The organism is Nodosilinea sp. E11 (genome assembly GCF_032813545.1).
Lineage (GTDB): Bacteria > Cyanobacteriota > Cyanobacteriia > Phormidesmidales > Phormidesmidaceae > Nodosilinea.
Genome location: NZ_CP136520.1, coordinates 2,580,528 through 2,605,512, shown reverse-complemented (window position 1 = coordinate 2,605,512; position 24,985 = coordinate 2,580,528). Strand labels below are relative to the sequence as shown.

Below are 24,985 nucleotides of genomic sequence, written 5' to 3'. Positions count from 1 at the left end.
TGATTTTGGGTTTCAGGTTTTAGGTTTTAGGTTTCAGGGTCTTGTCGTCTACCCACCTACCCATCTACTCGTCAACGCCCCACACTTCGGCTAGACGGCGATCGCGCCCACAGGCCGTCCGGTAATACTTGTACCGCAGCGGGTGCTTGAGGTAATAGTCTTGGTGGTAGTCTTCGGCGGGGTAGAAGGTCTGGGCGGGCTCGATCGCGGTGACGATCGGGGTTTTTTGAAACTGCGCCTGACGGCTCAGCGCGGCCTTAGACTGTTCTGCCAGCGTCTGCTGCTGGTCGTCGTGGGCGAAGATTTTAGCCTGGTACTGGCTGCCCTTGTCGCAGAACTGGCCTCGGCTATCCACCGGATCCACATTCTGCCAAAAGACCTCTAGCAGGGTCTCATAGCTCACCTGATTGGGGTCGTAGACCACCTCTACTGCTTCCACGTGGCCGGTGCCCCCACTAGAGACTTCGTTGTAGGTGGGGTTGACCTTGGTGCCGCCGGTATAGCCCGAGGTGGTCGAAACCACGCCGTCTAGATGGTCAAAGGGGCCTTCCATGCACCAAAAACAGCCTCCAGCGAAGGTGGCGGTCGCCAGGTTGGCATCGGTCGTAGTCGCCGCAGGCTCAGGCATAGAGTCGGCGGTGGCGTAAAAAGGTAGGGCATCCCACATCAACCCCAGGGCCGCAACCAGCAGCAAGCCAAAAAACAACCGACGCAGAGTTAGCATAGCGATCCGTTACGTTACTTAAACTATCTCTAGCTTACGGCACCCCATCCTAGGGTTAGCCTGCTATAGCTCTAAAAAATCTAAACCCGCAACTTCAAGCATTTCTGCACTTTGAGCACTTTTTGAACCACCTTTCTCAACCCGCTTTGTATGATTAGGTAAGATTGCCGTCGGCTTGGTCAGTTTTGCGACGGGCTTTCGGTGGGTCTGTGTTCACTCTGCGCCAGAGGTGCAATCCCCTGTGATTTTGTCGTCTCCTCCTTCTATTAATCGCGGTAAGTCTCTGTATGAGCAGGTTTACCAGGCGCTGCGATCGGCCATTTTGACCGGTGCGCTTCCCCCCGGCGATCGCCTGGTTGAAACCCAGCTAGCCGAATGGTTGCAGGTCAGCCGCACCCCCCTGCGCGAGGCCCTGCGCCAGCTTCAGCAAGACGGCCTGGTGACCGCCGATGTCAGTGGTGGCCTGCGGGTGACCACCATTACCGCTGCCGATGCCGAGGAGCTTTACGACTGTCGCTTGGCTCTAGAGGCGCTGGCGGTAGCGGGGGCCTGTGACTTTGCCACCCCCGAACAACTGCAAGGGATTGAAGATTGCGTGACCAAGGCCGAGGGGGCGACGGCCAACAGCCACGGCAGCCTCTCCCACGAGCATTTGCTGGATGTGGATTACCAGTTCCATCACCTGATTGCCGAAAGTTCGGGCAATCGGCGGCTGGTGTCGCTGCTCGACACCCTGTTTGATGCCATGGCCCTGCTGCGCATTCAAACCCTCCAGCAAAACCCTAATGTGCTCGATATTCGCCTAGAACACCGGCAAATTTACGAAGCCATTCTCAGCCGCGACGCTGACCTGGCGGTGGCGGCCATTACTCGCCACCTGAGCGCTAGCAAAATTCGCGTGATTCAAGAAATTGAGGGTACCCAGGCTCACCCGGCAACAGTCGGCAACGCCTAGCCCGCGCTGCTGAGGGCCTGGCGATCGCCCCCTCAGCCCCGGCGGGGATCGCCGTCTGGTAGGATTTTTGAGGCCAGAACTGTAACCAGGACGGATTCACAATGTCTCAAACTCCTACCACCGGGGCCGATGCCGTAGATGCCGCGATCGCAGCGGGCATTGACCTCGACGGCACCCCCATTCCCCCCGCCAAGCTCGATCTCTACCACCAGGTGATGGCTAAGGAAGCCGGACGCCAGCGCAGCGGTGTGTCGAACTCGATGCGATCGCGCATTGTGCGGATTGGGGCCAAGCACTTCCCCCTAGAGGACCTCAATCAAATGTTGGCCGCAGCCGATTTCGCCCCCCTCAAAGACAAAGAAATTGCCTACTTTTACGGCGGCAAATAATCTTCCAGGGCGGTTTGTGTCGCGCTGCCTCGCAAACCTAAAAGGGTGTTTTAATCCTGAATCCGTCTGGGCTACCCCCGGTTGGGCTGGGCAAACACCGTTTGCCCCTACACAGTCCGCCTGTTGGGACTCGGGGTTATGCGGTTCGGATTGGGTTGGCTGTATTGCAGCCGTTGATTTGGTGAGGACAGATTGACAGGCTGAATTCTCTGGTGGGGCATTGCACTGCAATGCCCCACGAATCTATTTGGGTGGACGTTGTCCGATGAGGATTTTCGTGAAAACGGCTATGACAGCCGGGGCGTGAACAACCCAGGCTAAGGCTGTGAGGCCGTCAAGATTTGGTCGTCGAGGGCAAAGTTGACCTCGGCTTGGTCGGCCCCAGCGGCCAAATAATCGTTGTGGAACGAGTCTTTGAGCCCGGCCACCAGATCGTAGGTAGGTGCCCAGCCCAGTTCGGCCTGGGCTTTGTCGATCGCAGTAAAGAAATGCTGCACCCGCATGGGAAACGCTTTAGCTTTGCCAAAGTCAAAGGCTTTGGGGTCGTAGTGGACGATCTGGAGGTGGTTAGGATCTTTGCCGGCGGCGGTGGCGCAGGCGCGGGCCAGGCCGTCAAAGGTGACGGCCTTTTCGCCGGAGATGTTGTAGATTTGGCCGATCGCCGTTTCGTTGCCCAGTACCGCCGCCATCGCTGTCGCCAGGTCTTGCACATGGCCTAGCTGGGTGAGGTGCATGCCGTTGCCGGGAATGGGCACGGGGCGATCGCGCACAATGCGATCAAAGAACCACTGTTCTAGGGGGTTGTAGTTCTGCGGGCCGTAGATATAGACCGGCCGCACGGAGGTAAACGGCACTCCCTGGGCTTGCAGGTAAGCTTCGGTTTCAAACTTGCCCTTGTGGCGGCTTTTAGGATCCACCGCATCGCCTTCAATGTGGGGCATCTGGTCAGATTTGAGATACACCCCGGCGGAGCTGACATAGACAAAGTGCTGGAGGGTGTCGCCAAAGATCTCAAGCAAGGGCTGGGTATCGCTCAGTTCGCGACCGTTGTTGTCAAAGATGGCGTCGAAGCGTTCGCCCGATAGCTGGGTTTTGAGGCTGCTGGGATCGGTGCGATCGCCCACAATGGTTGGCACCCCCGCTACCGGGGCAGGATGGTTGCCTCGGTTAAACAGCACCACCTCGTGGCCCTGCTCAATCAGCAGTTTCGTTAAATACACCCCAATAAACCGGGTGCCACCCATGACTAATACGCGCATAACCTCTCCTTTCTGCTAATCAGCGGCCTCAAGCCGTGCGGCAAGACCTACTGGGCTTAATGTATGTATATTAAGCTGCGCCGATCCCTCAAATTCTCTTGAAGAATCAAGGGATTTGGGTGCAAACGCGTTAAGCAAACCGGTAGATAACGGCCCAGGTCTTACGCTCTGGGGGGAAGCCGCCTAAAATGTTATGAGTTGAGCACCGGCCTCAGCACCCTACGCGAGATAGTCTCTACATGCGTGAGCTGGACAACGCCTACCGAATTCTAGAGCTAGAGCCTGGTGCCTCCCTTGAGGATGTGAACCAGGCCTATAAGGATCTGGTGTTTGTCTGGCATCCCGATCGCATTCCCCAAGACAATGAGCGGCTGTATCAAAAAGCCCAGGACAAAATCAAGGCGCTGAACCACGCCCGCGATGTACTGCGATCGCACAGTCGCAATGGTCGCAGCAGTGCCCCCAGCTCTGCCAGCAGTCGCTACGGCACGGCTAGCAGCTACCGGGCTTCTACGGCCAACGGCTACGGCAGCAGTGACTACCGCTCGGCCAACGGCTACGGCTACAACAGCCAGGGCTACGGCAGCGCCCGTTCTCAAGACCCCGACAGCGACGACGAGCCGCGATCGGCCTCCCACAATCGCTACTATCGCTACCAGCGCAGCACCTACGGCGGCAGCTACTACAGTGCCAGCCAGAGCGACGGCCCCACTAGCGATGCGACCTCTAGCAGCAGCACATCTTCCGGTGCCAGCCCTGGCCAGGCACAATCCTACCGCCAGCGGCGCGATGCAGCGGCGGGCGTGGGTGGCGACAAGGCGGCCAGCGGCAGCTCGGGTACCCAGGGGCAGGCTAGTTCTACCAGCGGCAAACCCCCTAGCAGCAGCGCCAGTAGCCAGGCCAGCGGCAAGCCCCCTAGCAGCGCCAGCAGCCAGGCCAACCCCAAGCCCGCCAATGACGCCTACAACAGCTACAACGCCCACACTCGCAATGGGGCGGCCAGCACCCACCGATCGCGCCAAAGCCCTGACCTCAGCGGCACTGACATGAGCGGAGCCAACCTGCGCGAAAAAGATTTTGCCGGTCGCAACCTCAGCGAAGCCAACCTCAGCGGGGCTGACCTCAGCGATGCCTTTCTGCACAAGGTCAACCTCAACCGGGCTAATCTCAGCAAGGCCAAGCTATTTCGCGCCAACCTACTCCAGGCTGACCTTAGCCACGCCAACCTGCGCGAGGCCGATCTGATTGGGGCCGACTTTAGCGGGGCCGACCTCAGCGGGGCCGACCTCAGCGGCGCAAAGGTGGCGGTGGGGGGCCGCACCATGGTCAAACTGACCGGCACCATTCTCACCGGGGCGATCATGCCCGATGGCTCAATCCACGATTAGACGCCGAGCTTGGTATGAGATGGTGCATCGCTGCGCGGATGCACCCTACGATTTTCATCCTTCGAGGTGTCGCCTTGCTGCCATGGACGATGGGTATCACTACTCTGGTGAGTCGATCAAACCAGGGTGATCTTGGGGGCGGGGGCCGGGGGCGGGCCAGAAGAAGCGGCGATCGCCCTCGGCAATCGGTCGGTCATTAATGCTGGCTTCGCGGCGGCGCATCAAGCCATGCTCGTCAAACTCCCAGTTTTCGTTGCCGTAGGCGCGGTACCACTGGCCGGCGTCGTCGTGCCACTCGTACTGAAAGCGCACAGCGATGCGGTTGTCGCCAAAGGCCCAGACTTCTTTGATCAAGCGGTAATCGAGTTCTTTATCCCACTTGCGGCGGAGAAAGGCGCGGATGGCGTCGCGGCCCTGAAGTATTTCGGCCCGGTTGCGCCAGTGGCTGTCTTCGGTGTAGGCCAGGGCCACGCGATCGGGGTCGCGGCTGTTCCAGGCGTCTTCGGCCATGCGGGCTTTGGCGATCGCAGTCTCTAGGGTGAAGGGCGGAACGATGGGGGTGGGCATAGGGGTGGATGGGTAGGTGGGTGGATGGGTAGGTGGGTGGATGGGTAGGGGCTGACCTATGTGTCTGCCCAAGCCCTGTATATAGGGGATGGCATAGAAAAGGCTGTCAGCGTTGGCCAACAGCCTAGAGATTGTGAGTCAGGACGTGAAAACTGGGTCTACCACTTCTTGTAGGGCAAGAATTTGCCGTTCATAATCACTTTGACGCGATCGCCTTTGGGATCCTCTTCTTTCTCCACATCCAGGGTAAAGTCGATGGCGCTCATAATGCCGTCGCCAAACTTTTCGTGGATCACAGCCTTCATCGGCATGCCATAGACCTGCATGATTTCGTAGAAGCGGTAGATCAAGGGGTCGGTGGGCACGACGGGGTCGAGGCCACCTTTGACGGGGAAGTCGGTCATGGCCTCAATTAGCGCAGTGTCGGCCCCGAGAATTTCAATCAGCTTGGCGGCTTCCTCTGGCGAGGCGCTCGCTTGGCGGTAGAACACCGAGGCGATCCACACTTCGTCGTAACCGGTTTTGGCTTCGAGATCGGCAAAGCTGAGGCCAGCGGCTTTTTTAGCGGCCAAGAGTTTTTCGGTGATAGGTGAAACAGTCATGGTTAGATCCTCTTGAGTACGTCTAAGACAAAGTTGTGATTTGGGTAGGGTGGGGCACTGCCCACCTACCTCCTCAGCGGTTGACGAGTCTCCCTTCGCGCTGCGATGAATCGGGCTGGTGCCCAAGACCATCGGAGGCGGGGTTACCCTGTTGTTAAGCAGGGTGGAGTGGGGGGCATTGCCCACCCTACGGGTTGTCTGGGGTTTACCCATCCACTCCCTACCCAACCACTCATCCCCCCACCCGTGCCGCCTCCACGGCCCGTGTCTCACGAAACAGATGGCTTTCCATTTCGGCCTTGAGGTCGTGGTAAGCGGGGTGTTGCTCGATGGTCTCGCGATTGCGCGGTCGAGGAAAAGGCACCTCCAGAATTTCGTCGATGCGGGCGGCGGGGCCACGGGTCATCATCACGATGCGATCGCTCAGCAGCAGCGCTTCTTCGATGCTGTGGGTAATCATCACCACGGTCTTGCGCTGCTGTTCCCAGATGCGCTCGACTTCTTCTTGCAAGAAGCCTCGGGTGAGGGCGTCGAGGGCACCGAAGGGCTCATCCATCAGCAAGATCTGGGGGTCGATGGCCAGGGCGCGGGCGATGCCGACCCGCTGGCGCATGCCGCCGGAGAGCTCGTGGGGGTGCTTGCGCTCGGCCCCAGTTAATCCCACCAGCTGAATGTGCTCTTTGATGATGCGATCGCGCTTCTTCACCGAGATTTTTGGATCTACGGTTTCCACCGCAAACCGCAGGTTTTCCTCCACCGTCATCCAGGGCATTAGGGCATAGTTTTGAAACACCATGCCCCGGTCTGGCCCTGGCCCGGTGATCGGGTGGCCATTCAGCAAGATCTCACCGTCGGAGATCGAGCTGAGGCCCGCAATCATATTCAACAGGGTCGATTTGCCGCAGCCCGAGGGGCCAATAATCGACACAAAGGTGTTGGGCTCGATCTCAAGATTGATGTCTTGAATAGCGATGAAATCGCGGCGGGCTTTGCCGGTGACCTTGCTAAACAGATCTTTTTTGCCGGGGAAAACCTTCGCTACGTTGCGGATCGAGACCTGGGCCGTTGAGGACTGGGTGCCAGGGGAGGCGATCGCGTTCACAGGGGAAATACTCATGAATTTCGACCAAATGCGACAAATTTCTCCAGGGCGGCAAACAGGCTATCCAGCAGCAGCCCCACCAAACCAATAATGAAAATGGCCACTAAAATATTCGGAATCGACAGGTTGTTCCACTCATTCCAAATGAAGTAGCCCAGGCCTGTACCCAGCAGCATTTCTGCCGCCACAATCACCAGCCAGGCAATGCCCATGCTGATCCGTAGCCCTGAGACAATGTTCGGCAGCGCCGCCGGAATGATCACCTTGACGATGGTGCGCAGACGCGAAGCTCCCAGGGTTTTGGTCACATCCAGATAGTCTTGATCGACGTTGGCCACCCCAAAGGTGGTGTTGATTAGCGTCGGCCAAATGCTGGAGATGAAAATAATAAAAATGCCCGTTTTTTCAGAATCGCGCAGCAAATAGAGACCCAACGGCAGCCAGGCCAGGGGCGAAATCGGCTTGAGCAGCTGCACAAAGGGGTTAAACGCCTTGAAAGCCACGGGCGAAATGCCGATCAAAATGCCCAGAGGCACCGCCACCACCGACGCCAAAATGTAGCCAATGGCCACCCGCCGCAGGCTGACCAGCAAATTCCAGCCAATGCCCAGGTCGTTGGGGCCGTTGCGGTAGAAGGGGTTGGTTACCCACCACCAAAATTCTGTCATGGTCTCGCTGGCGGTGGGCACCCCCCGCGTAAACCAACCTGACTTAGCCCCGACCTCCCAGAACAGTAGAAACAGACCGAGAGTGAGCATAAAGAGCGCAAAGGCGCGCACATTTTCGTTTTGCCAGATGGGCTCTGATCGCTCTACTGGAACCAATCTGGGCGTGCTATGACTTGCCGCCATGATTTAGATACCTCCTTAAAACTGGGCCGATAGTGAACCGTTTTAGCCTGGGGTAGGTCTGCGCCCAAGGCTAATCCTGACAACAGAAATACCGAAGAATGTTGTTTCCCCACGAGGGCGCAGGCCCTGCGCCCCCACAGGTTTACTTACCAAACTGGTCGATTTGGCCCTTGAGATAGTCGGTGGGCGCGGCGGGGTCAAAGTTGTCAAAGGCCAGGGTTTCGGTGCGATCGGTCTCGAAGGGTGGCTGCTGACCCAGCTCCAGCGCTAGCTCCCGCGCCAGGTCGGTCAAGAACACGTCAGTACCCAGCTCGTCGATCTGGGCATCGGTGATGGTGTCAGCGGTGCGCTCGGGGCCAAGCAGCTCCCACCGCACCAGCTGAGACGAGATCCACTTGGCGAAGCTCTGCCAGGGGTAGGGGTCAAAGCCAATGCGATCGGGTATCGAGAGGGTGTTGCCCTGGCCGTCTTCAAAGTTGCCGGTGAGCACCGCTTCGACCACTTCGACGGGCTGGTTCAAAAAGGCTCGATCAGAAATGGCGGCGGCAATCTCGGGGCGATTGGCTGGGTCTTGGGCGTAGGCCGCTGCTTCGATGATCGCCTTGTTGAGGGCGCGGAAGGAGTTGGGGTTGGCCGTGATCCAGTCGTCGCTGGCGGCAAAGGCGCAGCAGGGGTGGCCATCCCACAGGTCTTTGGTGAGCATGTGAATGAACCCAGCCCCTTCGTAAACCGCCCGCTGGTTGAACGGGTCGGGCATCAGCATGGCGTCAATGTCGCCTGAGATCAGCTGGGCAATGCTGTCTGGCGGGGGGACAGGGCGAATCTGCACATCGACATCGGGGTCGAGGCCGCCCGAAGCCAGGTAGTAGCGCAGCAGTAGGTTGTGCATCGAGAAGGGGAAGGGCACCCCAATCACAAAGCCCTTAAAGTCTTCGGGGCCGTTGACATTGCCCAGGTGGCGCTCGGCCACGGTGATCGCCTGGCCGTTGATGTTTTCAATGCTGGCCAGCCGCACACCGAAGGGGGCAGCACCCATGCCCAGGGTCATGGAGATGGGCATGGGGGCGAGCATGTGGTAGGCGTCGAGCTCGCCTGCGATCGCAGAGTCTCTGACTGCGCCCCAGCTGGGCATCTTCACCACCGTGGCGTTAAAGCCGTACTTTTCGTAGAAGCCCAGCGGCTCCGACATGATGATCGGGGTCGCACAGGTGATCGGAATAAAGCCCACCCGGATGTCGGTCTTCTCAAGGTTGCTGGTGTCAACCGGGGCCGCAGCGCTCTCCTCTGCCGCTGGCTCACCACCACTGGCACAGCTGGCCAGGGTAACCAGGGCAGCGCCTACCGCCATATTCTTTAAAAACTCGCGGCGGGTAGCACCGCTGTTGCGCACTGAGTCGGCAAAGAACAGCCCTGCTTGGGGGCCAAAGGCCGCCGCAAAGGCATTTTCTAGGCCGCCCGCCTGCTTGCACAGGGCAAGAATTAGTTTTTCGCGCTGGGGGTCGTTGCGGCCCACCCGCTTGAGAAATAGTGCCTTGCGCAACTCATAGGTGTTAACCGTGTCGGCGGCGCGCAGCTGGTTCTCTTTATAGAGGCCCATTTTGACCAGGTCGTCGATCATGTCTACCGGGTCTTGGGGCATGCTCTCCATAAACCGCGAGTGGTCGCTGGTGAAGTGCACGATGCCGCACGTCCGACAGGGCTGACCTGGCAACATCAGAGAAGGTGATGTGCAACTCAAACTGCCCCAGTCGTTAAGTGATTTTGCTACTGCTGAAATAACCATAGATGGATAGTTGAACGCGACATAAACCTTTCCCTAACCAACCTTAAAATCCAGATCGGTGACGGATTAATGGATTTGAAATCCATCCCCAGGAGACTTCTGAAAAAGAGTTTCCCTAATGGTGGGCAGTGCCCACCCTACAGCAGCTACAGTCGCTAGATTGAAGCTGGTATCTTTTTCCCTGGAAATCTCATTATGGCGATCGCCAACCTGGATTAATGCAAGTTACTACGTAAATTACCAGGCTTGAATTGAAATAGCATGGGATCAAATTTGGGACATGGTAGGACTTTCTTTTGAACTTAAATTCTGAGTCCAAAATTAAGGGCTAATTTGTTAGCTCTGTTACAGATTGCTGCCTCCAAATCTGAGGAGAAACACCGTGGAACTGACGAAATTGTCGCGTAAAGTAGCCTGCGTCACTATAGCCAGCGGCCTCGGCAATGTGGCGTACCGATTGGTTGGTGGTGGCCAGCAGCTGTTTGGCCTCAGCCATGCGGCGCTCAATAATCCACTGTTTGATCGTGCGCCCCGTGTGCGACTGCACCAGATTAGTCAGGTACGCAGGAGAATACCCCGCCTCCTGGGCGACATCGTTGAGGCTAATGGGCTGGCGGTAGTTGGCCTCAATGAAGCGGAAAATACTGTCTAGCTTAGGGTCGGCAGGAAAGATGCTCTCTGCTGAGGCCCGCGGTCTAGACGGTGAGGTTGGTGCCTGAGGCGCTCTGCCATAAAGCTCAGATAGCTGTTCTTGGCGCTGCAAACGGCTATTAATAGCTGCTAAAAACTGCTCTACGGTGCAGGGCTTGGTTAAGTAGTCGTCGGCCCCCAGTTCCATTCCCCGCCGCAGGTCGGTCATGGTTACTTTGGCCGTTAAAAAGATTAGGGGAATGAGCGCTGTAGAGCGTGCCTTGCGCAGGGCTGATAGCACCGAGTAGCCGTCCATATCGGGCATCATGATGTCGCACACCACCAGATCGGGGGTGTGCTGTTGGGCCATCGCAACGCCGGTAGTGCCGTCGCTGGCTCCTACGGCGCGAAACCCTTCAAACTCTAAACATTTGAGAAAAATGTTGCGAGTTTGAGCTTCGTCTTCAATGATTAAAACGGTTTTCACAACACAGTAGCCAATATACCAGGGAGGCTAGAACTAGCCTCGCCAAAACCCAAGTGCTAAATCAGGAGATACACGACGTAGAGCTGAAAGATTGCCCAGAAAAATACTGGACTCAATGTCTAGAAAACAGCCCAAGTGACTATGATTTAGCTCACGCCAACTTCAAAACGTAGCGCTGTGCGGTTACTATTTGAAGGCGATCGCATGTCTACAATCCTTTAGTAAACCTTAACCAGACGCGTCGTTGTATACAGCGCTACACTCTGTCGCCGTTGAGGGCGTTAACGCTGGTTCTGGCTCGCCCCGAGAGCATTAACCCCAAGCGCCCTAAACTCAAAAACCCACCGAATTCGCGTTAGCTATCGAGATGTCTCAAACCTACTGGTTGCCGCCCCGCAATGCCTCGCCTGTCGCCCCTGCTGCCCCCCTAGGGCATGAGCTAAAGCACCTGCGCCGTCAGCATCAGCTCATTCTCAACGCCGTGGGGGAGGGAATCTATGGTCTCGATCTCGATGGCAATGTCACCTTTGTCAACCCTGCGGCTGCCGCTATGATTGGCTGGTCTACAGAAGAGCTGATTGGTCAGTCGATGCACAGGGTAATGCACCACTCGTTGGCCGATGGTAGCCCCTACCAGCGCGAAGACTGCCCGATCTACGCAGCGTTTCAGGACGGCAGCGTGCGGCATGTGACCAATGAAGTATTTTGGCGCAAGGACGGCACCAGCTTTCCGGTGGAGTACATTAGCACCCCCATGTGCGACGAGGCGGGGCGGCTGATTGGCACGGTGGTCACCTTTCGCGATATCACCCAGCGGCGCTGGGCCGAGGAGATTTTGCAGCGGGCCAATGAGGAGCTAGAGCAAAAGGTGCAGGAGCGCACCGCCGAGCTGCAAAATGCTAACCAGCAACTGCGGCAGCTCAGCGACATGCGATCGCGCTTTGTCTCCATGGTCTGCCACGAGTTTCGCAACCCGCTCAATAATATTGCCCTGACGGTGTCATCGCTCAACCGCTACGACACCCAGCTACGCCCCGAGGAAAAAACCGACTACCTGCTCACCATCAACGCCAACGTCGAGCGCATGACCCAGATGATCGACGACATTCTGGTAATTGGCAAAATTGAGGCCAAGGTGCTGAAGGTCAGCCCGCGCCCCCTCGACCTGGTGAGCTTTTGCCAAGCCTTGCTGGCCGAGGGCGACTACCGGCGTCCCCAGACGCCCATTCAGTTTGTCTGCCGCAGCCGCCAGGTGCCGGCCTGTCTCGATGAGCGACTGCTGCGATCGATTTTGAGCAATCTATTGTCCAATGCGATTCGCTACACTCCCGATATCAACCCGATTTGGCTGAGGCTGACTAAGCAGCGGGGCCGCGTCATTCTCAAGGTGCAGGACGAGGGTATTGGCATTGTGACCGGCGATCGCAAGCAGCTGTTTGAGCCCTTTCACCGAGGCCAAAACGTCAGCAATATTCCCGGAACAGGGCTAGGGCTGAGCATTGTCAAGCAGTTTGTAGAACTCCAGCAAGGCACCATCAAGGTCACCAGCCGAGTGGGGTCGGGCACCACGTTTACCGTTAGCCTGCCCGCGTAATGGGTTTACTGAAGGGGTGGTACACCGGCCTGAGCTGAGCGATCGCGTCGGGATGCACCGCTGAGCCCTGTGCCCAGCGGTCAACCCTGAACCGCACCTGAATCGCAGCTGAATCGCAACCGATTCTGCTCTAGCAACGTCCTGAGGACAGCGCTAGATAGGCTAGCCTGTGCCACAATTAGCGCCGTGTGATGAGGGGATGACATTGTGACGCAGCAGCCAGGCAAAGGCCTTTTCCTGTTGGCAATTGCGGGCCTAGCCGGGGGGTGGGGCTGCCTCCATCTACCGGTCTATGCCCAGGCCACCACAACCACCGCCGCCCCTGAGCCTCAAACCAGTGCCGCCCTCGCCGACGATTTAGAGCTTTACCGCGATCTGGGCAATACCCCAGCAGAAAACACCATTCCCACCGTCCCTGTGGTTGAAGAGGCACCAGCCCGCCGCCCCGGTCGGCGACCCACTCAACCTACCCCGGCCCTGCCTCTGCCGCCATCCCAGCGGCCCAGGGTAGTGCCCAGTTCGTCAAATACCGATTCAGGTACCTCGTCCACTGCCGCCACTAGCGACCCCGCCGAAGCGGTTGCCCCAGCGGTGATTGAGCTATCGCCTACGGGCAGACCCCCCAGCCCGGTAGTGTTTTTGGCGATGCAGCAAGAACTCAAGAACCTGATTGGCCGGTTTGAGAGCGCGCTGATTATGGATCGAGCCTTGGCAACGTCTACGGTGCTAACGCTGCCCAATCGCCAACCCGTGCTCACCGCTGCCGCTGACTCAGTCAACGTATCGGGGAGGCGCGGCACCTATTTACATCCGGTTTTAGGCGATGCCCAGCAACTGCTGAACGAATGGGATCGGCTGCTGACCGCCGGGCAGCACAGTCAATTGCGCGATCGCTGGCTGGCTACCCGCTCAGCCCTGTGGGACAACTTCCCCGTGGAGCGATCGGTTGACCAAGGCGAAATTCGCGCCGTGTGGCTCGATCGCGGCACCATTGTGCAGGCCAAGTCACCCCAGGGATTGAGCGAAGTCTTCGACAAATTGGCCGCCGCTGGTATCAACACGGTCTTCTTTGAAACCGTGAATGCAGGCTATACCATCTACCCCAGCCAGGTAGCCCCTGAGCAAAACCCTTTAACTCAGGGTTGGGATCCGCTGGCCGCCGCTGTTGAACTGGCCCACCAGCGGGGCATGACCCTGCACGCCTGGGTGTGGGTCTTTGCCGCTGGCAACCAGCGCCACAACCGCCTGCTCAACCAGCCTGCCAACTACCTTGGGCCGCTCATCTCACGCCACCCCAGCTGGGCCGCCGCCGACAATAGCGGCAACCCCATCCCCCGTGGTCAAGACAAGCCCTTCTTAGACCCTGCCAACCCCGAGGTGCGCAGCTACCTCACCCGGCTGATGACCGAAATTGCCACCCAGTACGAGGTCGATGGCCTGCACCTCGACTACATTCGCTATCCCTTTCAAGACCCTGGGGCCAACCGTACCTACGGCTATGGCGAAGTCGCCCGCTGGCGGTTCCAAACCCTTACTGGCGTAGACCCGATCACCCTCAACCCTCGCGCCCCTGGCCTCGATCGCAACCAGCAGATTCAGCAGCAGGTGCTGTCGGAGCGCTGGACTGAGTTTCGTATGCAGCAGGTGACCTCGTTTGTGGAGACTATCTCTAGCACCCTGCGGCGACAGCGCCCCGGTCTAGTAATGTCGGCGGCGGTATTTGCCAACCCCGAGCACGATCGCCATCAGCGCATTCAGCAAGATTGGGGCACCTGGGCGCGAGCCAACTACCTCGACTGGATTGTATTAATGAGCTACGCGGGCGACACTAGCCGTTTCGAACGCCTCGTGCAGCCCTGGCTGGTGAATGAATCCTTCGGCTCTACCCTGGTGATACCGGGCATTCGCCTACTCAACTTGTCGAATGCAGCCACCATGGACCAGATGCAGGCCAGCCGCGACCTACCCACCCCCGGCTATGCGCTATTTGCCGTCGCCGATTTCAATACTGAACTCAACCGCGTACTGGCCCAGACCCAGGGCCGCCGTTCGCCTGGCCCCACCACCCCCTACGCCATGGCGGCGAGCCGCTATGCCGCCCTTCAGCGCGAATGGAACTGGCTATTGACTCAAAATCGCCTGTGGATGGATCGCGGCAGCCTGGAAACCTGGGTTAGCGCAGTGAACGACCTGGGCAACGGGTTTGAAACCCTATCTCAAGAGCCCTCGCGACGCAATCTAGAGACTGTTAAAGCTGGCCTGACCCGCGTGCGCGGCCCCCTCAGCAATGGCGTGCTAGTTGACACGACAAATAGCGGCTACCGACTGCGATCGTGGCAGCACCGGTTAACTGCGATCGAGCAGTTGCTCACCCACGGTGAGAGAACCCAGCGCTAGCCTTTGTATAAGGAGATTTCTAGAAAAGAATCTCCCACTGTATCCGGCGACTATAGCCACCGTAGCGATTATCTTCTTTGTCAAGCTCATCCTGCTATGCGATTAGCCTCGGCGGGATGGCAGCGGAAATCAAGCCAGGAGCCCTGCCTGCATCAGACAGAGTCTTGCTGTTCCTTATGTGGCGGCGGGCAGGGAGCAAGCCGGAGCCTGCCAGAGGGTGTCATGTTCTACCATGGCATTGAGAATAATCACCAGTTTGTGCATGCAGGCCACCAGGGCAACCTTTTTGAGTTTTCCCCGCTGCAGCAGGCGCTGGTAGTAATCGCGAATGACCGGATTATGGCGAGTGGCGACTAACGCGGCCATGTAGAGGCCTGTGCGCACGGTGGCTCGACCGCCGCTAATCATCCGCTTACCCCGCATCTGGCCGCTATCGCGGTTGAACGGGGCGAGGCCACACAAGCTGGCTAGGCGCTTCGCTGAGATCTGTCCTAACTCGGGGAGTGAGGCCAAGAGGAGCCCCGTCGTCACAGCCCCAATACCCGGCACACTGGTGAGGATCTCGCGGGTGCGCTGCCACTGATCGCTCTGGGCGATGAGCTGCTCAATCTGGGTATCGAGGTCTTGGATCTGTTGCTTGAGCCAGTCAATATGCTGCTCAATGCTCTGACCCGTCCTGGCTCGTGCTGAGCGTTGCCGGGCTTTTTCGGCACTCATCATCTCGACGAGTTGCTGCCGTCGCGTGACGAGGTCTTGAAGGTGTTGACTGGCCTCACTCGCCATCGCCCGTACCTCTGGACGGATGGCATCGGCAAAGTGAGCCAACACCTCGGCATCAATTTTGTCTGTTTTAGCCATGCGCCCCGTGGCCCGGGCAAAATCACGCACTTGACGTGGATTCACCACAACGGCGGGCCAGCCCTCCGCCATCAACGTTCGCGCCGCCAGGGCTTGATAGCCCCCGGTCGCTTCCAGCACAATCAGACTCGTCTCGCGACGAAACGCCGTTAACGCCTGTAGCAACTCTCTTAAACCAGAGTCACTGTTGGCCACCTGAACGCTTAATCCAAGTGGACGGACGTACACATCTAAGGTGCGCTTGGATACGTCAATGCCAACCCATTGATGCGCTTGTGATAGTTCAGTCATGGTTGTATCCACCCGTGTAGGAGGTTAATCTGACATCACTCGTCCTTGCTCGATACGGAGTCTAAGCTCCTGGCGATTTTGCGAGTTAACTTCAGAGGTGTGCAGCGACCCATGCTACGTTCGGTTTTGGACAACCTAGGGTGGGACGGTCTGCCACACACCTCTAAAGATACAAGGGTGGGCACTGCCCACCATTAGGGAGAAAGTTTTTAGGAGTCGCTTAAGTAGCCTTCTGCAAGTATCGCCATAGCCAATATCATTAGGACATTTTGCTTGTGACGATCCCTGTCTAATCCCAAATCCGAGTCAGACAACCCCGATTCATAATCCAGGAACCCCATAGGGGCGTAGCATGCTACGCCCCTACAAATCGGGGGTATTCGTTCAGGATTCAGTATGATTCCCGCGTAGGCGGGAATCCATTCGAGAGCAATTACAGGCTAGTGGATTCCCGTTGCCACGGGAATGACGGCTCTGTCCTAACCTAGATGACCACAGCTATAGCCCCCTTCATAACAGAGAGCAAAAAATGGGGCGAAGAATGTTACATTCTTCGCCCAGCGCTCTATGCCCGAAAACTACGAGTCTGGGCTGACCACTAATGGTCTATTGAGCTTGAACTGGTGGGTTGGGTGCAGCGATCGCGCCACCCGACCCACCAATGCTTTATCTAATAAATTCCTAGTCACCACCGACGCTGATGGGGGTGCCCACCACATCTGCCCCGGTCAAATTGGCATCGAGCAGCGAAGCGCCCGTGACATCGACAAAGTAGATGTGCGCTTCAGTCAAGTTTGCTTCGTCTAGGGTGGCGTCTTCGAGGAGGGCGTTGGTCAAAAAGGAACTGGTCATGTTCGCCCCGGTCAGATCGGCGCGGCTGAGGTCAGCCCCTTCCAGGTTGGCTTCGACCAGGGTGGCCCCTTGCAAATTGGCATCGCGCAGGTCGGCCCCAATCAGGTGGGCCTGGGTTAGATCAGCGCCCGATAGATCACAACCTTGGCAAAGGTTGGTTTCTAACAGCCGCTGCACGTGGGCCGGGTTTTCGGCGAGAGCGGGCATGGTAATGGCTAAAGGAATAGCCACTGCGGCCCCGGTCAGGAGAGAGAGTTTCATGGAGGTGTCCTCCGTTGTGGATAAGTCGGTGCCAAATGGCTCGCGCTAGGAGCCTTGGCTAGTAGTAGTCTGCGATCGCATCCCATCTCGCGTGTGCTCTGCTAAGAAGAGGAATGCCAACGCATTTATACCTATTACTGTATCGGTAGCGTCGGCTCTCGCCATCGGCAGTAAGATAGGTCTTGCATCGTTGCTACCCCTTGATCGTAGCCTTTTCCCTACGTCGCTGGGTCAGGGTAACCGAACCGTAAACAATCGCAATCTCCCTATGCTCAACCTCATTCACCAACTCACTTCGGCCCAGGTTGAGCAACTGCACCAGATGTATTTACAAGAGTGGTGGAGCAAAGACCGCGCCTTAGTCGATGTGCCTACTCTGCTCAGCAATAGCGACCTACTGTTTGGCCTGTGGGATGACGAGGCGCAGCGGCTGGCGGGCTTCTGCCGGGTGCTGACCGACTGGGTGTATCGAGCGATCGTGTTCGATGTAATTGTGGCGGCAGACTACCGGGGGCAGGGTCTGGGGGCAAAGCTGATCGAGCAGGTAACTACTCACCCACAGCTCGCTCAGGTAGAGTGCATTCAGCTATTCTGCACCCCCGAGATGCAGCCCTTTTACAAGAAATATGGCTTTACCCAGGCAGAGCAGTTGTTGATGGTGCGGCCCTGTGGGTGAGTGGGTAAGTAGGCGGGTGGGCGGGTATGTGGGTAGCCCATACTAGCCGAGCACAGTCAGCTCATGTAGGGGCAAACGGCGTTTGCCCAACCAAATTGTGGGTAGCCAAAACTTCTGTAGCAGGCAACTACAGTGTCCAAAGCTTGAGCAAAGTTATCCATAACCTAAAACGTTGGCTCAGGAGTCTGTAATGCAGGGGGCGCAGGACAGAGAATTTGCAAAAGCTTCTGGGTGCGGGGGTGGGGCAGCTCTAGCCGGTAGGCGTGCAGATGATAGCCAATGTCGCCGGGAACAGGGACTCTGCCATTTTCAGCAGGTTCAATCGGCAGCGGTAGGCCGCCGACCCCGTAGAGTGGATCCCCGACGAGCGGAAACCCTGCCGCCGCTAGGTGAATGCGAATTTGGTGCGGCCGCCCCGTGCGAATGGTAACTTCCACCAGGGTGGAGTCTGGGTTGCGCTGGATGACGTTGCCGTCGCTGTAGGCCGGTAAGCCAGTGGGTGAGGCCCCGTACACATAGCCGAGGGCAGGGTGATCGATCTTGCCGATGGGGGTGGTGAGGGTGAACGTATCGGGTAGATCGCTGGCTCCGATCAGCGCTCGGTAGGTTTTGCGAATAGGGTGTGTGGCCTGGGGGGTGTGGGCCGTTGCCGTCGAGTCGCGCAGTTGGCGGCTCAGCACCGATCGCGCCAGGGGCGATCGCCCCAGCACCATTACCCCCGACGTGCCCCGCCCCAGCCGATGCACCGGAATAGGCGGATTCTCTGGATAGCGCAGCCTAAGCTGGTGCAGCAGCGTATGGGTGAGAAAGCCCCCGCCGGGGAGCACCGGCAGACCCGACGGCTTAGCGATCGCCATCAAATCCTCATCCTCATACAGGATCTCAAACTCCAGGGGCGCTTCCGGTTCCTTCCACGGTGGCCGGTGATAGGCTAGCGTTTGCCCAGCCTGAAGGCGATCGTCGGGGGTTAGAGGAATACCGTTGCGGCGAATTTGGTCCGATAGAATGCGATCGCGCCATTTTGCCCGGCTAGAGTGCCTGTAACGATTGCTGTAGAAGTCGAGGACGGAAAGACCGGCTTCGGTGGGGGTGATGCGATCGTGGTAAACCCATCCTTGGTTCATGTCTGTTCCGTTGTGGGAAATCCCTTAGAATGGTGCATCGCTGCATGGAATGGTGCATTGCTTCGCGTTGGCGCAGCCTCGCCTTAGCGTTATGCACTCTACGAGATGGCTAAGACCGATTGCAGTTGCCCACAAGCCGATTCGCAGAACAGAGGTTTAAACTGGCCCATCGATCCCTCCTTTCCGTTGGGTCCAGGGCGGCGGCACGGCCCTGGTCGAGGGGGTCTGGGGACAATCGAAATGTCCCCAGCGGTAAGCTTGGCTTTTTACCAACCACCCCTATCCACAATCATCCATAGGGTAATGAATAGCAAAAACCTAGCGAGGGCAAACGACCGTTTGCCCCTACGGGGGATTACCCTACACCAACCGCTTCACCCGTTCCTTCGCCTCGGCCCGCAGCAACTTCACCCGCCGAAACAGCTCCGTCCCAGTATGGATATAGCTCTCCTCATAGCTCATGGTGAAGCGATCGAACTCATCCAGCCCGTCTTCTAGCAGCCCCAGGCAGTGGTACACATCCGCCGCCACCCCCGCCGTACTCGCTGGGTTCGCCATCGAATTAAACTTGCCCTGGGCCTGCCCCAGCCAGGTGCGCCCCTGCTCTAAGTAAGCCATAAACCCCTCCATCAGCTCATCGTCGAAGGGATCCGCCGACAGCTTGCGAATTTCGGTGCGCAGCGGCGACATAATTTTGCCCAACAGCCGATCTACCGGGCCATAGACCAGCTTCAGCCAGGCATCTTCCCGCGCCTCAGACGACTGGGTGGCCTCCCGCGCATAGCGATATACCTCCTGCATATCGGCGGTGCGCTTGGCTCGGTTGGCGGCGCTCTCGACCGGGTCGGCGGCGGCAAACCCCTGGCGCTGCTGGTCGTAAACCGTGCGCCGCGACGGGTCCCCAATCACCTCGTAGGCGGTGTTGATCCGGGCGATGCGATCGTGCGACGCCTGATCGCTCTTGCTGTCGGGGTGATATTGCTTAGCAAGACGGCGATAGGCCTGTTTAATCTCTGCCTGAGTCGCCGCCTCGTCAATATCGAGGGTTTGGTAGTGGGTTTCTTGTGCCGTCTCTTTTGCCATAGAGATAGTTTAGGGGAGGCTGGGGGCTGAGGGGTAGGGTAAGGCAGGGTGAAAGATGCGGGCGATCAGGCCATAGATTGGTCAATAAAAGCCTGCCAGGTAGAGTCGGGCTGCCAGATGCGGTGCAGATCAGCGCGGGCAGCCGATTCGTCAACGCCCTGACGAAGTACGCGGTAGAGGTAAACAAAGGCCGAGACGCGCATGTTGAGGGCGCAGTGGACGAGGGTTTTGAAGTCGCGGTTGCGCTCCATGACCTTAAAAAAAATCTCTAGGTCCCCAGGGGTGGGGGCCTCCCACACCACCGGAATGTGAAAGTGGGTCATGCCGAGGCTTTTGACCAATTCTGCCTCGCTGGGGAGAGCGTGATCTGAAGTAGACAGCGCCAGGTTGATCACGACGGTGTAGCCCGCGTCAGCTACCGCCTTAAACTGCTCTGCGGTGGGCTGTCCGGCGGTGCCTAGAGTGGGCGAAATTTCTAGGTAGTTGCGAATGCCGGTTAGGGTGGTGTCGGTCATAGCCAAATCCCTCGGTACGATAAAGAAAACTCACCCTGGAGACTCAACCCATGGCTATGGTGGAATCTACCATGCTGCCCCTCGGCACCGCTGCCCCCCATTTTGAACTCAAAGATGTGGTTAGCGGCGAAACCATCACCTTGGGCACCTTTGCCGATGCCCCGGCGCTGCTGGTGATGTTTATCTGCCGCCATTGCCCCTTTGTTAAGCATGTCGAGCAAGAGCTAGCCCGCATTGGCCAAGACTACGGCCCCCAGGGCGTCGGTATTGTCGCCATTAGCGCCAACAGTCTACAAACCCATCCCCAAGATGGGCCAGAACACCTCAAAGCCCAGGCCCAAGACCTGGGGTTTACGTTTCCCTACTGCTTTGATGAAACCCAGGCGATCGCCAAGGCTTACACCGCCGCCTGCACACCCGACTTTTTTGTGTTTGACCAGGCTAAAACCCTGGCCTACCGAGGGCAGCTCGACGACAGCCGCCCCGGCAACGATGTACCGGTGACGGGCCACGACCTGCGGGCGGCGCTAGATGCGGTGCTGGCCGCCAAGGCTATGCCCGGCCATCAAAAGCCCAGTATTGGCTGCAACATTAAGTGGACTCCTGGCAACGAGCCAGACTATTTTGGCTAGGGCGATCGCAAAACGTCACAGAATATAGCTGTAGCCAGTTTGGTCAGGATAGCCGTCCCGGCTGTCCCCTCGTCAGCAACCAAAGCTTACAGCAGCACTCAGCTCTCTTATTGGAGCTGAGCCAGTTTTTGGTTGGCAGACTTGAGCATTTCGGTCGCCCGAGCATAGCTGGTGGTGTTGGGCTGCACAGCTTCGAGATCGTTGATAATGTCTTGCAGCAAACTAGCGATTTGATTGCGCTCTAAGCGCTCTAGGTTTTGGGCCAGCATGCGAGTGCTCTTATTGTTAGCGCTTGTCAGGGCTCGGGCAGAGGCCTCTTCTTTGGCGGCATTTTCGCGCACCGTGCCAAGGTTGCTTTGATACTGGGCCAGCAGGGTTTGGGCTTCGCCGTAGCCTGGGTCGTCGATCGGGATATTGTTCAATCGGGCGATCGCGCTTTCCCACAGCCCCGCAATAGTCTTCCAACGATCTGCGCTGTGGGGCGAATTTTGCCCAGCCACAGCGGCTTCATAGCCAAAGGCCTTGGCTGCATCGACTAACGTGCTCGATCGGTTGCCTCCAGAGCTGTAGGGTGCATCTGCGCTAGTGACCAGTGGCTTGCCCGGTGCCGATCGCCTCGATGCACCGCTCACGATAGGGAGAATGCCATGGGTCAGCGGTGCGTTGCGGCCTAGCGGAGGGCTTTGGCTGGATGGCTTGATTGATCGGGGCCGCGAACACACCCTACCCAAAATCTAGATGTCGCGGTTTCTGGAATGGCCGGATACCCTTGAACAAAGCTCTCTTTGTCGCCAACGCCTATGTCGTCTCAATCGCGCGGTTTTCTCGCTAGCCCGGAGGGGTTGGAGTTGCTACAGGCGGCGAAGGCGGAGCGGGGATGGACGTTTGCGGCGATCGCCGAGCAGGCGGGGGTGAGTGCCGACACGGTGAGCCGGTTGTTTCACCCGGAGCGGGGGAAGCAGGTAAGTGGGGAGAGTGTGAGGGCGATCGCTGGGGTGTTGGGGGTGGATGTGGATGCGATCGTGCCAGAGGGGGAATGGCCCAATGTAGAACGCCTGATTCAAGAAGCATTAGAAGGAGGCATAACTGAGCTTGACTTGTCTGGTTCAAAATTAACATTTGTACCAGAAAGCATAGGCCAACTTGTCAATCTAACGGCGCTTTACCTCTCTCGGAATCAACTGGTGAAGATTCCAGAGAGCCTAGGGCAACTCACTAATTTAACGATCCTTTTTCTAGATCAAAATCGACTAAATACGATACCAAAGGAGTTAGGAAACCTTGTCAGTTTGACAGTACTTTCTGTCGACCAAAATCGGCTAAATACTATACCTAAAGAGTTGGGAAATCTTGTCAATTTGACAGTACTTTCTCTCGACCGAAATCGGCTCACTACGATACCTAAAGAGTTGGGTCAGCTCGCTAATTTAAGGAAGCTTTATCTTGCACACAATAAATTGACGAGAATGCCGAAGGAATTAATCTACCTTACTAATCTAACAGAGCTTTATCTTCATAGTAATAAGTACCTAAGGTTATCGATTGAAGTGCTTGGCCCGACTTGGAGCGAAGTTGTTCGTGGAGAAAAGGCTGCAAATGCCCAAGATATTCTGAACTACTATTTTCGAGTTTTGGCGGAGCTTACCCCGCTAAATGAAGCTAAATTGATTCTGGTCGGGTTTGGTACAGTCGGCAAAACTTCTCTAGTCAATCGCTTAATTCATAAAAGCTTTGATCCAAAATCGGCTAAAACAGAGGGTATTCAAATTACCAAGTGGCCCATGTGCCTTAATGGCTCTGAGGACATCAAGCTCCACGTTTGGGATTTTGGTGGTCAAGAGATTATGCACTCCACCCACCAGTTCTTTCTCACCGAGCGCAGCCTCTATCTGCTTGTTCTCAATGGTCGACAAGGCCATGAAGATGCCGATGCTGAGTACTGGCTAGAACTGATCCAAAGCTTTGGCGGCAGCTCTCCTATTATCGTCGTACTCAACAAAATTCAAGAGCACCCCTTCGATGTCAACCGGGGGGCCTTGCAACAAAAATTTCCCAACATCCGCGAGTTCATTGCCACCGATTGCGAAACCGGACAGGGTATCGATCACCTTCGCGTCGCCATTGAGCGAGAAACCGACGCCCTAGAACACCTGCGAGATCCATTCCCCGCTAGTTGGGTCACCATCAAAGATCGCTTGGCCGACATGAAAGCAAACTATATCTCCTTTGAGCAGTACCGCGATATCTGCCAAGCCGATGGCGAAACCGACTATGGAGCGCAAGACTCCCTCGCCGTGCATCTCCACAGCCTCGGCATTGCCCTCAACTACAAAGACGACCCTCGCCTACGCGATACCCACGTACTCAACCCCCATTGGGTCACCAACGGCATTTACACCCTGCTCAACGCCGACGAGCTGGCCCACACCAAAGGCGAACTCGAAGCCGCCAGCCTCAGTCGCAATTTAGACCCCCAAAACTACCCCGCCGAGCGCCACGGCTTTTTGCTAGAGCTAATGCGCAAATTTGAGCTGTGCTTTCGGTTTGAAGAAGACGAACACCGCTACCTGATTCCTGACCTGCTCGACAAGCAGCAGCCCGCCGCCGCTGCCGAGTTTGACCCCGCCGAGTGCCTTAACTTTCGCTACGAATACCCGATTTTGCCCGAGGGGTTGCTGCCCCGCTTCATTGTGCGTACCCACGTGCTGAGCGAGCACCAGTTGCGCTGGCGTACTGGCGTCATTCTCACCTTTGAGGGCAACCGCGCCCTGGTTAAAGCCGACCCCCAAGATCGCTGCGTTTCCATCAGCGTGGCGGGGCCAGGGGCCAGTCGACGCAGGCTGCTGGCGGTAATTCGCTCCGACTTTGAGCGCATCCACCGCAGCTTTAAGTTCACCCCCAAAGAGCTGGTGCCGGTGCCGGGTCACCCGGCGGTGGCAGTCGATTACAAAGAGCTGCTGGTGCGCGAGGAGCATCGGCAGACCAGCTTTGATGTATTCACCGGGGATGGCTTGCTCACCCTCACCGTGCGCGACTTGCTCAATGGGGTAGATTTGGAGGGCACCCGCCCACTCACCACCGCAATGGAACGCCACAGCCAGGCCCTGCGCCTCTTCTTCAGCTATTCTCACAAAGACGATCTGCTACGCGAACAGCTCGAAACCCACCTGAAGTTGCTTCAGCGGCAGGGGCTCATTCAGCCCTGGCACGATCGCCGCATTTTACCCGGCGACGACTGGGCGGGCGAAATCGACGACAACCTCAACCGAGCCGACATCATTTTGCTGTTGGTAAGCGCTGACTTCATCGCCTCCGACTACTGCTACGACATCGAAATGACGCGGGCCATGGAGCGTCACGAGGCAGGCGAGGCCAGAGTCATCCCGATCATTCTGCGCCCGGTAGACTGGCGGGGGACGCCCTTTAACAAGCTCAGCTGGCTACCGCAAAACGGGGAACCAGTGGTGCAGTGGGAAAACCGCGATGCCGCCTGGCTGAATGTAGAGACGGGCATCAAGCGGGTGATTGAGAGCAAGCTGAGTCGGTAAGGGATTGCAACAGCGCGATCGCCCGATCAGCATCTTTGACGGGCACAAACAGGTGGTCGTGGTAAAACGCCGACACCGGGTTGACGCTGATGCCGTGGCTGGCCAAGTGGGTTGCGATCGCCGCCATAAACCCCACTGCCTCCAGGCTAGAGTGCACCGCTAGGGTGATCAGAGCGAAAACGGCTGTGTAGGATAGCCCTGCTGCATCAGCCTGGGGCTTGAGCACCATCAGCGTCAGCCCTTCGTCTTCTTTGAAATAGCCTACGGGGTCGAGGTGAGGCGGGTAGAGGATGGTGTTGGGCAGAGTGCAAAACACGTACTCTCCCTCTCGCAGCCTGGGCTGCATGGTTTTGAGTAGTTGGGTCAGGTCAGTTTCTCCAGCCATGATCGTCAGCACCAAGGATTGATTGCGCTACC

23 protein-coding genes are annotated in these 24,985 nt (G+C 57.5%); 8 read left to right on the top strand and 15 right to left on the bottom strand.

Translation table 11 applies throughout. The features are described from left to right. Nucleotides 1-64 precede the first annotated feature (64 nt). Nucleotides 65-724, bottom strand: a complete 660-nt coding sequence (gene msrA / locus RRF56_RS13870) for a peptide-methionine (S)-S-oxide reductase MsrA (RefSeq protein ID WP_317038233.1) — start codon at nt 722-724, stop codon at nt 65-67. A 241-nt stretch (nt 725-965) separates the two neighbouring features. On the opposite strand from msrA, the gene RRF56_RS13865 reads away from it, so the two are divergent. Further along, nucleotides 966-1,679, top strand: coding sequence for a GntR family transcriptional regulator (locus RRF56_RS13865; RefSeq protein WP_317038359.1), 714 nt, complete (start codon nt 966-968; stop codon nt 1,677-1,679). A 101-nt stretch (nt 1,680-1,780) separates the two neighbouring features. After that, a complete protein-coding gene (locus RRF56_RS13860; RefSeq protein WP_317038232.1) occupies nt 1,781-2,068 on the top strand; it encodes a DUF4090 family protein in 288 nt (95 codons plus the stop codon). A 317-nt stretch (nt 2,069-2,385) separates the two neighbouring features. Here RRF56_RS13860 and RRF56_RS13855 read toward each other — a convergent pair whose 3' ends face one another. Continuing rightward, nucleotides 2,386-3,327 carry an NAD-dependent epimerase/dehydratase family protein gene (locus tag RRF56_RS13855; RefSeq protein WP_317038231.1) on the bottom strand — a complete coding sequence of 314 codons (942 nt, stop codon included), beginning with the start codon at nt 3,325-3,327 and terminating at the stop codon, nt 2,386-2,388. 239 nt (nt 3,328-3,566) lie between these two features. Between RRF56_RS13855 and RRF56_RS13850 the strand changes: the two genes are divergently transcribed. Beyond that, entirely contained in the window at nt 3,567-4,715 is a 1,149-nt protein-coding gene (locus tag RRF56_RS13850) for a pentapeptide repeat-containing protein (protein WP_317038230.1), read from the top strand. Between the two features lie 99 nt (nt 4,716-4,814). On the opposite strand, the gene RRF56_RS13845 is transcribed toward RRF56_RS13850, so the two are convergent. The 6 genes from RRF56_RS13845 to RRF56_RS13820 form a co-directional block, all read right to left on the bottom strand. Next, a complete protein-coding gene (locus RRF56_RS13845) occupies nt 4,815-5,282 on the bottom strand; it encodes a nuclear transport factor 2 family protein (protein ID WP_317038229.1) in 468 nt (155 codons plus the stop codon). Between the two features lie 158 nt (nt 5,283-5,440). Then, nucleotides 5,441-5,884, bottom strand: a complete 444-nt coding sequence (cynS, locus tag RRF56_RS13840; RefSeq protein ID WP_317038228.1) for a cyanase — start codon at nt 5,882-5,884, stop codon at nt 5,441-5,443. Nucleotides 5,885-6,116: 232 nt separating this feature from the next. Then, nucleotides 6,117-7,001, bottom strand: a complete 885-nt coding sequence (locus tag RRF56_RS13835; protein ID WP_317038227.1) for an ABC transporter ATP-binding protein — start codon at nt 6,999-7,001, stop codon at nt 6,117-6,119. Beyond that, entirely contained in the window at nt 6,998-7,837 is an 840-nt protein-coding gene (ntrB, locus tag RRF56_RS13830; RefSeq protein WP_317038226.1) for a nitrate ABC transporter permease, read from the bottom strand. Before ntrB ends, RRF56_RS13835 begins: the two co-directional genes overlap by 4 nt. 142 nt (nt 7,838-7,979) lie before the next feature. Further along, nucleotides 7,980-9,551, bottom strand: coding sequence for an ABC transporter substrate-binding protein (locus RRF56_RS13825; protein ID WP_317038225.1), 1,572 nt, complete (start codon nt 9,549-9,551; stop codon nt 7,980-7,982). A 397-nt stretch (nt 9,552-9,948) separates the two neighbouring features. Beyond that, nucleotides 9,949-10,737, bottom strand: a complete 789-nt coding sequence (locus RRF56_RS13820) for a response regulator (RefSeq protein WP_317038224.1) — start codon at nt 10,735-10,737, stop codon at nt 9,949-9,951. Between the two features lie 367 nt (nt 10,738-11,104). On the opposite strand from RRF56_RS13820, the gene RRF56_RS13815 reads away from it, so the two are divergent. Continuing rightward, nucleotides 11,105-12,331 carry a PAS domain-containing sensor histidine kinase gene (locus tag RRF56_RS13815; protein ID WP_317038223.1) on the top strand — a complete coding sequence of 409 codons (1,227 nt, stop codon included), beginning with the start codon at nt 11,105-11,107 and terminating at the stop codon, nt 12,329-12,331. 207 nt (nt 12,332-12,538) lie between these two features. Then, nucleotides 12,539-14,728, top strand: a complete 2,190-nt coding sequence (locus tag RRF56_RS13810; RefSeq protein WP_317038222.1) for a glycoside hydrolase family 10 protein — start codon at nt 12,539-12,541, stop codon at nt 14,726-14,728. Nucleotides 14,729-14,902: 174 nt separating this feature from the next. Here the strand turns inward: RRF56_RS13810 and RRF56_RS13805 are convergent, their stop codons facing one another. Together RRF56_RS13805 and RRF56_RS13800 are read right to left on the bottom strand one after the other, a co-directional pair. Further along, entirely contained in the window at nt 14,903-15,877 is a 975-nt protein-coding gene (locus tag RRF56_RS13805; protein ID WP_317033747.1) for an IS110 family transposase, read from the bottom strand. Nucleotides 15,878-16,558: 681 nt separating this feature from the next. Continuing rightward, nucleotides 16,559-16,990, bottom strand: coding sequence for a pentapeptide repeat-containing protein (locus RRF56_RS13800; RefSeq protein ID WP_317038221.1), 432 nt, complete (start codon nt 16,988-16,990; stop codon nt 16,559-16,561). A gap of 268 nt (nt 16,991-17,258) precedes the next feature. Between RRF56_RS13800 and RRF56_RS13795 the strand changes: the two genes are divergently transcribed. Continuing rightward, nucleotides 17,259-17,666, top strand: coding sequence for a GNAT family N-acetyltransferase (locus tag RRF56_RS13795; protein WP_317038220.1), 408 nt, complete (start codon nt 17,259-17,261; stop codon nt 17,664-17,666). Between the two features lie 164 nt (nt 17,667-17,830). Here the strand turns inward: RRF56_RS13795 and RRF56_RS13790 are convergent, their stop codons facing one another. From RRF56_RS13790 to RRF56_RS13780, 3 genes are all read right to left on the bottom strand, one after another. Further along, complete coding sequence (locus RRF56_RS13790; protein WP_317038219.1) at nt 17,831-18,790, bottom strand: RluA family pseudouridine synthase; 960 nt, start codon at nt 18,788-18,790, stop codon at nt 17,831-17,833. A gap of 360 nt (nt 18,791-19,150) precedes the next feature. Next, nucleotides 19,151-19,873, bottom strand: coding sequence for a J domain-containing protein (locus tag RRF56_RS13785; protein WP_317038218.1), 723 nt, complete (start codon nt 19,871-19,873; stop codon nt 19,151-19,153). A gap of 65 nt (nt 19,874-19,938) precedes the next feature. Next, nucleotides 19,939-20,388, bottom strand: a complete 450-nt coding sequence (locus RRF56_RS13780; protein WP_317038217.1) for a protein tyrosine phosphatase family protein — start codon at nt 20,386-20,388, stop codon at nt 19,939-19,941. 50 nt (nt 20,389-20,438) lie between these two features. Here RRF56_RS13780 and RRF56_RS13775 point away from each other — a divergent pair, with 50 nt between their 5' ends. Beyond that, the gene (locus RRF56_RS13775; protein WP_317038216.1) at nt 20,439-21,020 is read left to right on the top strand and encodes a thioredoxin family protein; all 582 of its coding nucleotides are present in this window, start codon (nt 20,439-20,441) and stop codon (nt 21,018-21,020) included. Nucleotides 21,021-21,127: 107 nt separating this feature from the next. Here the strand turns inward: RRF56_RS13775 and RRF56_RS13770 are convergent, their stop codons facing one another. After that, complete coding sequence (locus RRF56_RS13770) at nt 21,128-21,652, bottom strand: hypothetical protein (protein ID WP_317038215.1); 525 nt, start codon at nt 21,650-21,652, stop codon at nt 21,128-21,130. Nucleotides 21,653-21,820: 168 nt separating this feature from the next. Here RRF56_RS13770 and RRF56_RS13760 point away from each other — a divergent pair, with 168 nt between their 5' ends. Beyond that, the gene (locus RRF56_RS13760; protein WP_410510565.1) at nt 21,821-24,568 is read left to right on the top strand and encodes a COR domain-containing protein; all 2,748 of its coding nucleotides are present in this window, start codon (nt 21,821-21,823) and stop codon (nt 24,566-24,568) included. On the opposite strand, the gene RRF56_RS13755 is transcribed toward RRF56_RS13760, so the two are convergent. Further along, entirely contained in the window at nt 24,534-24,953 is a 420-nt protein-coding gene (locus RRF56_RS13755) for an ACT domain-containing protein (protein ID WP_317038212.1), read from the bottom strand. The genes RRF56_RS13760 and RRF56_RS13755 overlap by 35 nt on opposite strands. Nucleotides 24,954-24,985 lie beyond the last annotated feature (32 nt).

Bases quoted from the DNA above. Each gene is read 5' to 3' on its own strand.
- msrA (WP_317038233.1), bottom strand. From the start codon at position 724: ATGCTAACTCTGCGTCGGTTGTTTTTTGGCTTGCTGCTGGTTGCGGCC.
- RRF56_RS13860 (WP_317038232.1), top strand. From the start codon at position 1,781: ATGTCTCAAACTCCTACCACCGGGGCCGATGCCGTAGATGCCGCGATC.
- RRF56_RS13855 (WP_317038231.1), bottom strand. From the start codon at position 3,327: ATGCGCGTATTAGTCATGGGTGGCACCCGGTTTATTGGGGTGTATTTA.
- RRF56_RS13850 (WP_317038230.1), top strand. From the start codon at position 3,567: ATGCGTGAGCTGGACAACGCCTACCGAATTCTAGAGCTAGAGCCTGGT.
- RRF56_RS13845 (WP_317038229.1), bottom strand. From the start codon at position 5,282: ATGCCCACCCCCATCGTTCCGCCCTTCACCCTAGAGACTGCGATCGCC.
- cynS (WP_317038228.1), bottom strand. From the start codon at position 5,884: ATGACTGTTTCACCTATCACCGAAAAACTCTTGGCCGCTAAAAAAGCC.
- RRF56_RS13835 (WP_317038227.1), bottom strand. From the start codon at position 7,001: ATGAGTATTTCCCCTGTGAACGCGATCGCCTCCCCTGGCACCCAGTCC.
- ntrB (WP_317038226.1), bottom strand. From the start codon at position 7,837: ATGGCGGCAAGTCATAGCACGCCCAGATTGGTTCCAGTAGAGCGATCA.
- RRF56_RS13825 (WP_317038225.1), bottom strand. From the start codon at position 9,551: ATGTTGCCAGGTCAGCCCTGTCGGACGTGCGGCATCGTGCACTTCACC.
- RRF56_RS13815 (WP_317038223.1), top strand. From the start codon at position 11,105: ATGTCTCAAACCTACTGGTTGCCGCCCCGCAATGCCTCGCCTGTCGCC.
- RRF56_RS13805 (WP_317033747.1), bottom strand. From the start codon at position 15,877: ATGACTGAACTATCACAAGCGCATCAATGGGTTGGCATTGACGTATCC.
- RRF56_RS13800 (WP_317038221.1), bottom strand. From the start codon at position 16,990: ATGAAACTCTCTCTCCTGACCGGGGCCGCAGTGGCTATTCCTTTAGCC.
- RRF56_RS13795 (WP_317038220.1), top strand. From the start codon at position 17,259: ATGCTCAACCTCATTCACCAACTCACTTCGGCCCAGGTTGAGCAACTG.
- RRF56_RS13790 (WP_317038219.1), bottom strand. From the start codon at position 18,790: ATGAACCAAGGATGGGTTTACCACGATCGCATCACCCCCACCGAAGCC.
- RRF56_RS13785 (WP_317038218.1), bottom strand. From the start codon at position 19,873: ATGGCAAAAGAGACGGCACAAGAAACCCACTACCAAACCCTCGATATT.
- RRF56_RS13780 (WP_317038217.1), bottom strand. From the start codon at position 20,388: ATGACCGACACCACCCTAACCGGCATTCGCAACTACCTAGAAATTTCG.
- RRF56_RS13775 (WP_317038216.1), top strand. From the start codon at position 20,439: ATGGCTATGGTGGAATCTACCATGCTGCCCCTCGGCACCGCTGCCCCC.
- RRF56_RS13760 (WP_410510565.1), top strand. From the start codon at position 21,821: ATGTCGTCTCAATCGCGCGGTTTTCTCGCTAGCCCGGAGGGGTTGGAG.
- RRF56_RS13755 (WP_317038212.1), bottom strand. From the start codon at position 24,953: ATGGCTGGAGAAACTGACCTGACCCAACTACTCAAAACCATGCAGCCC.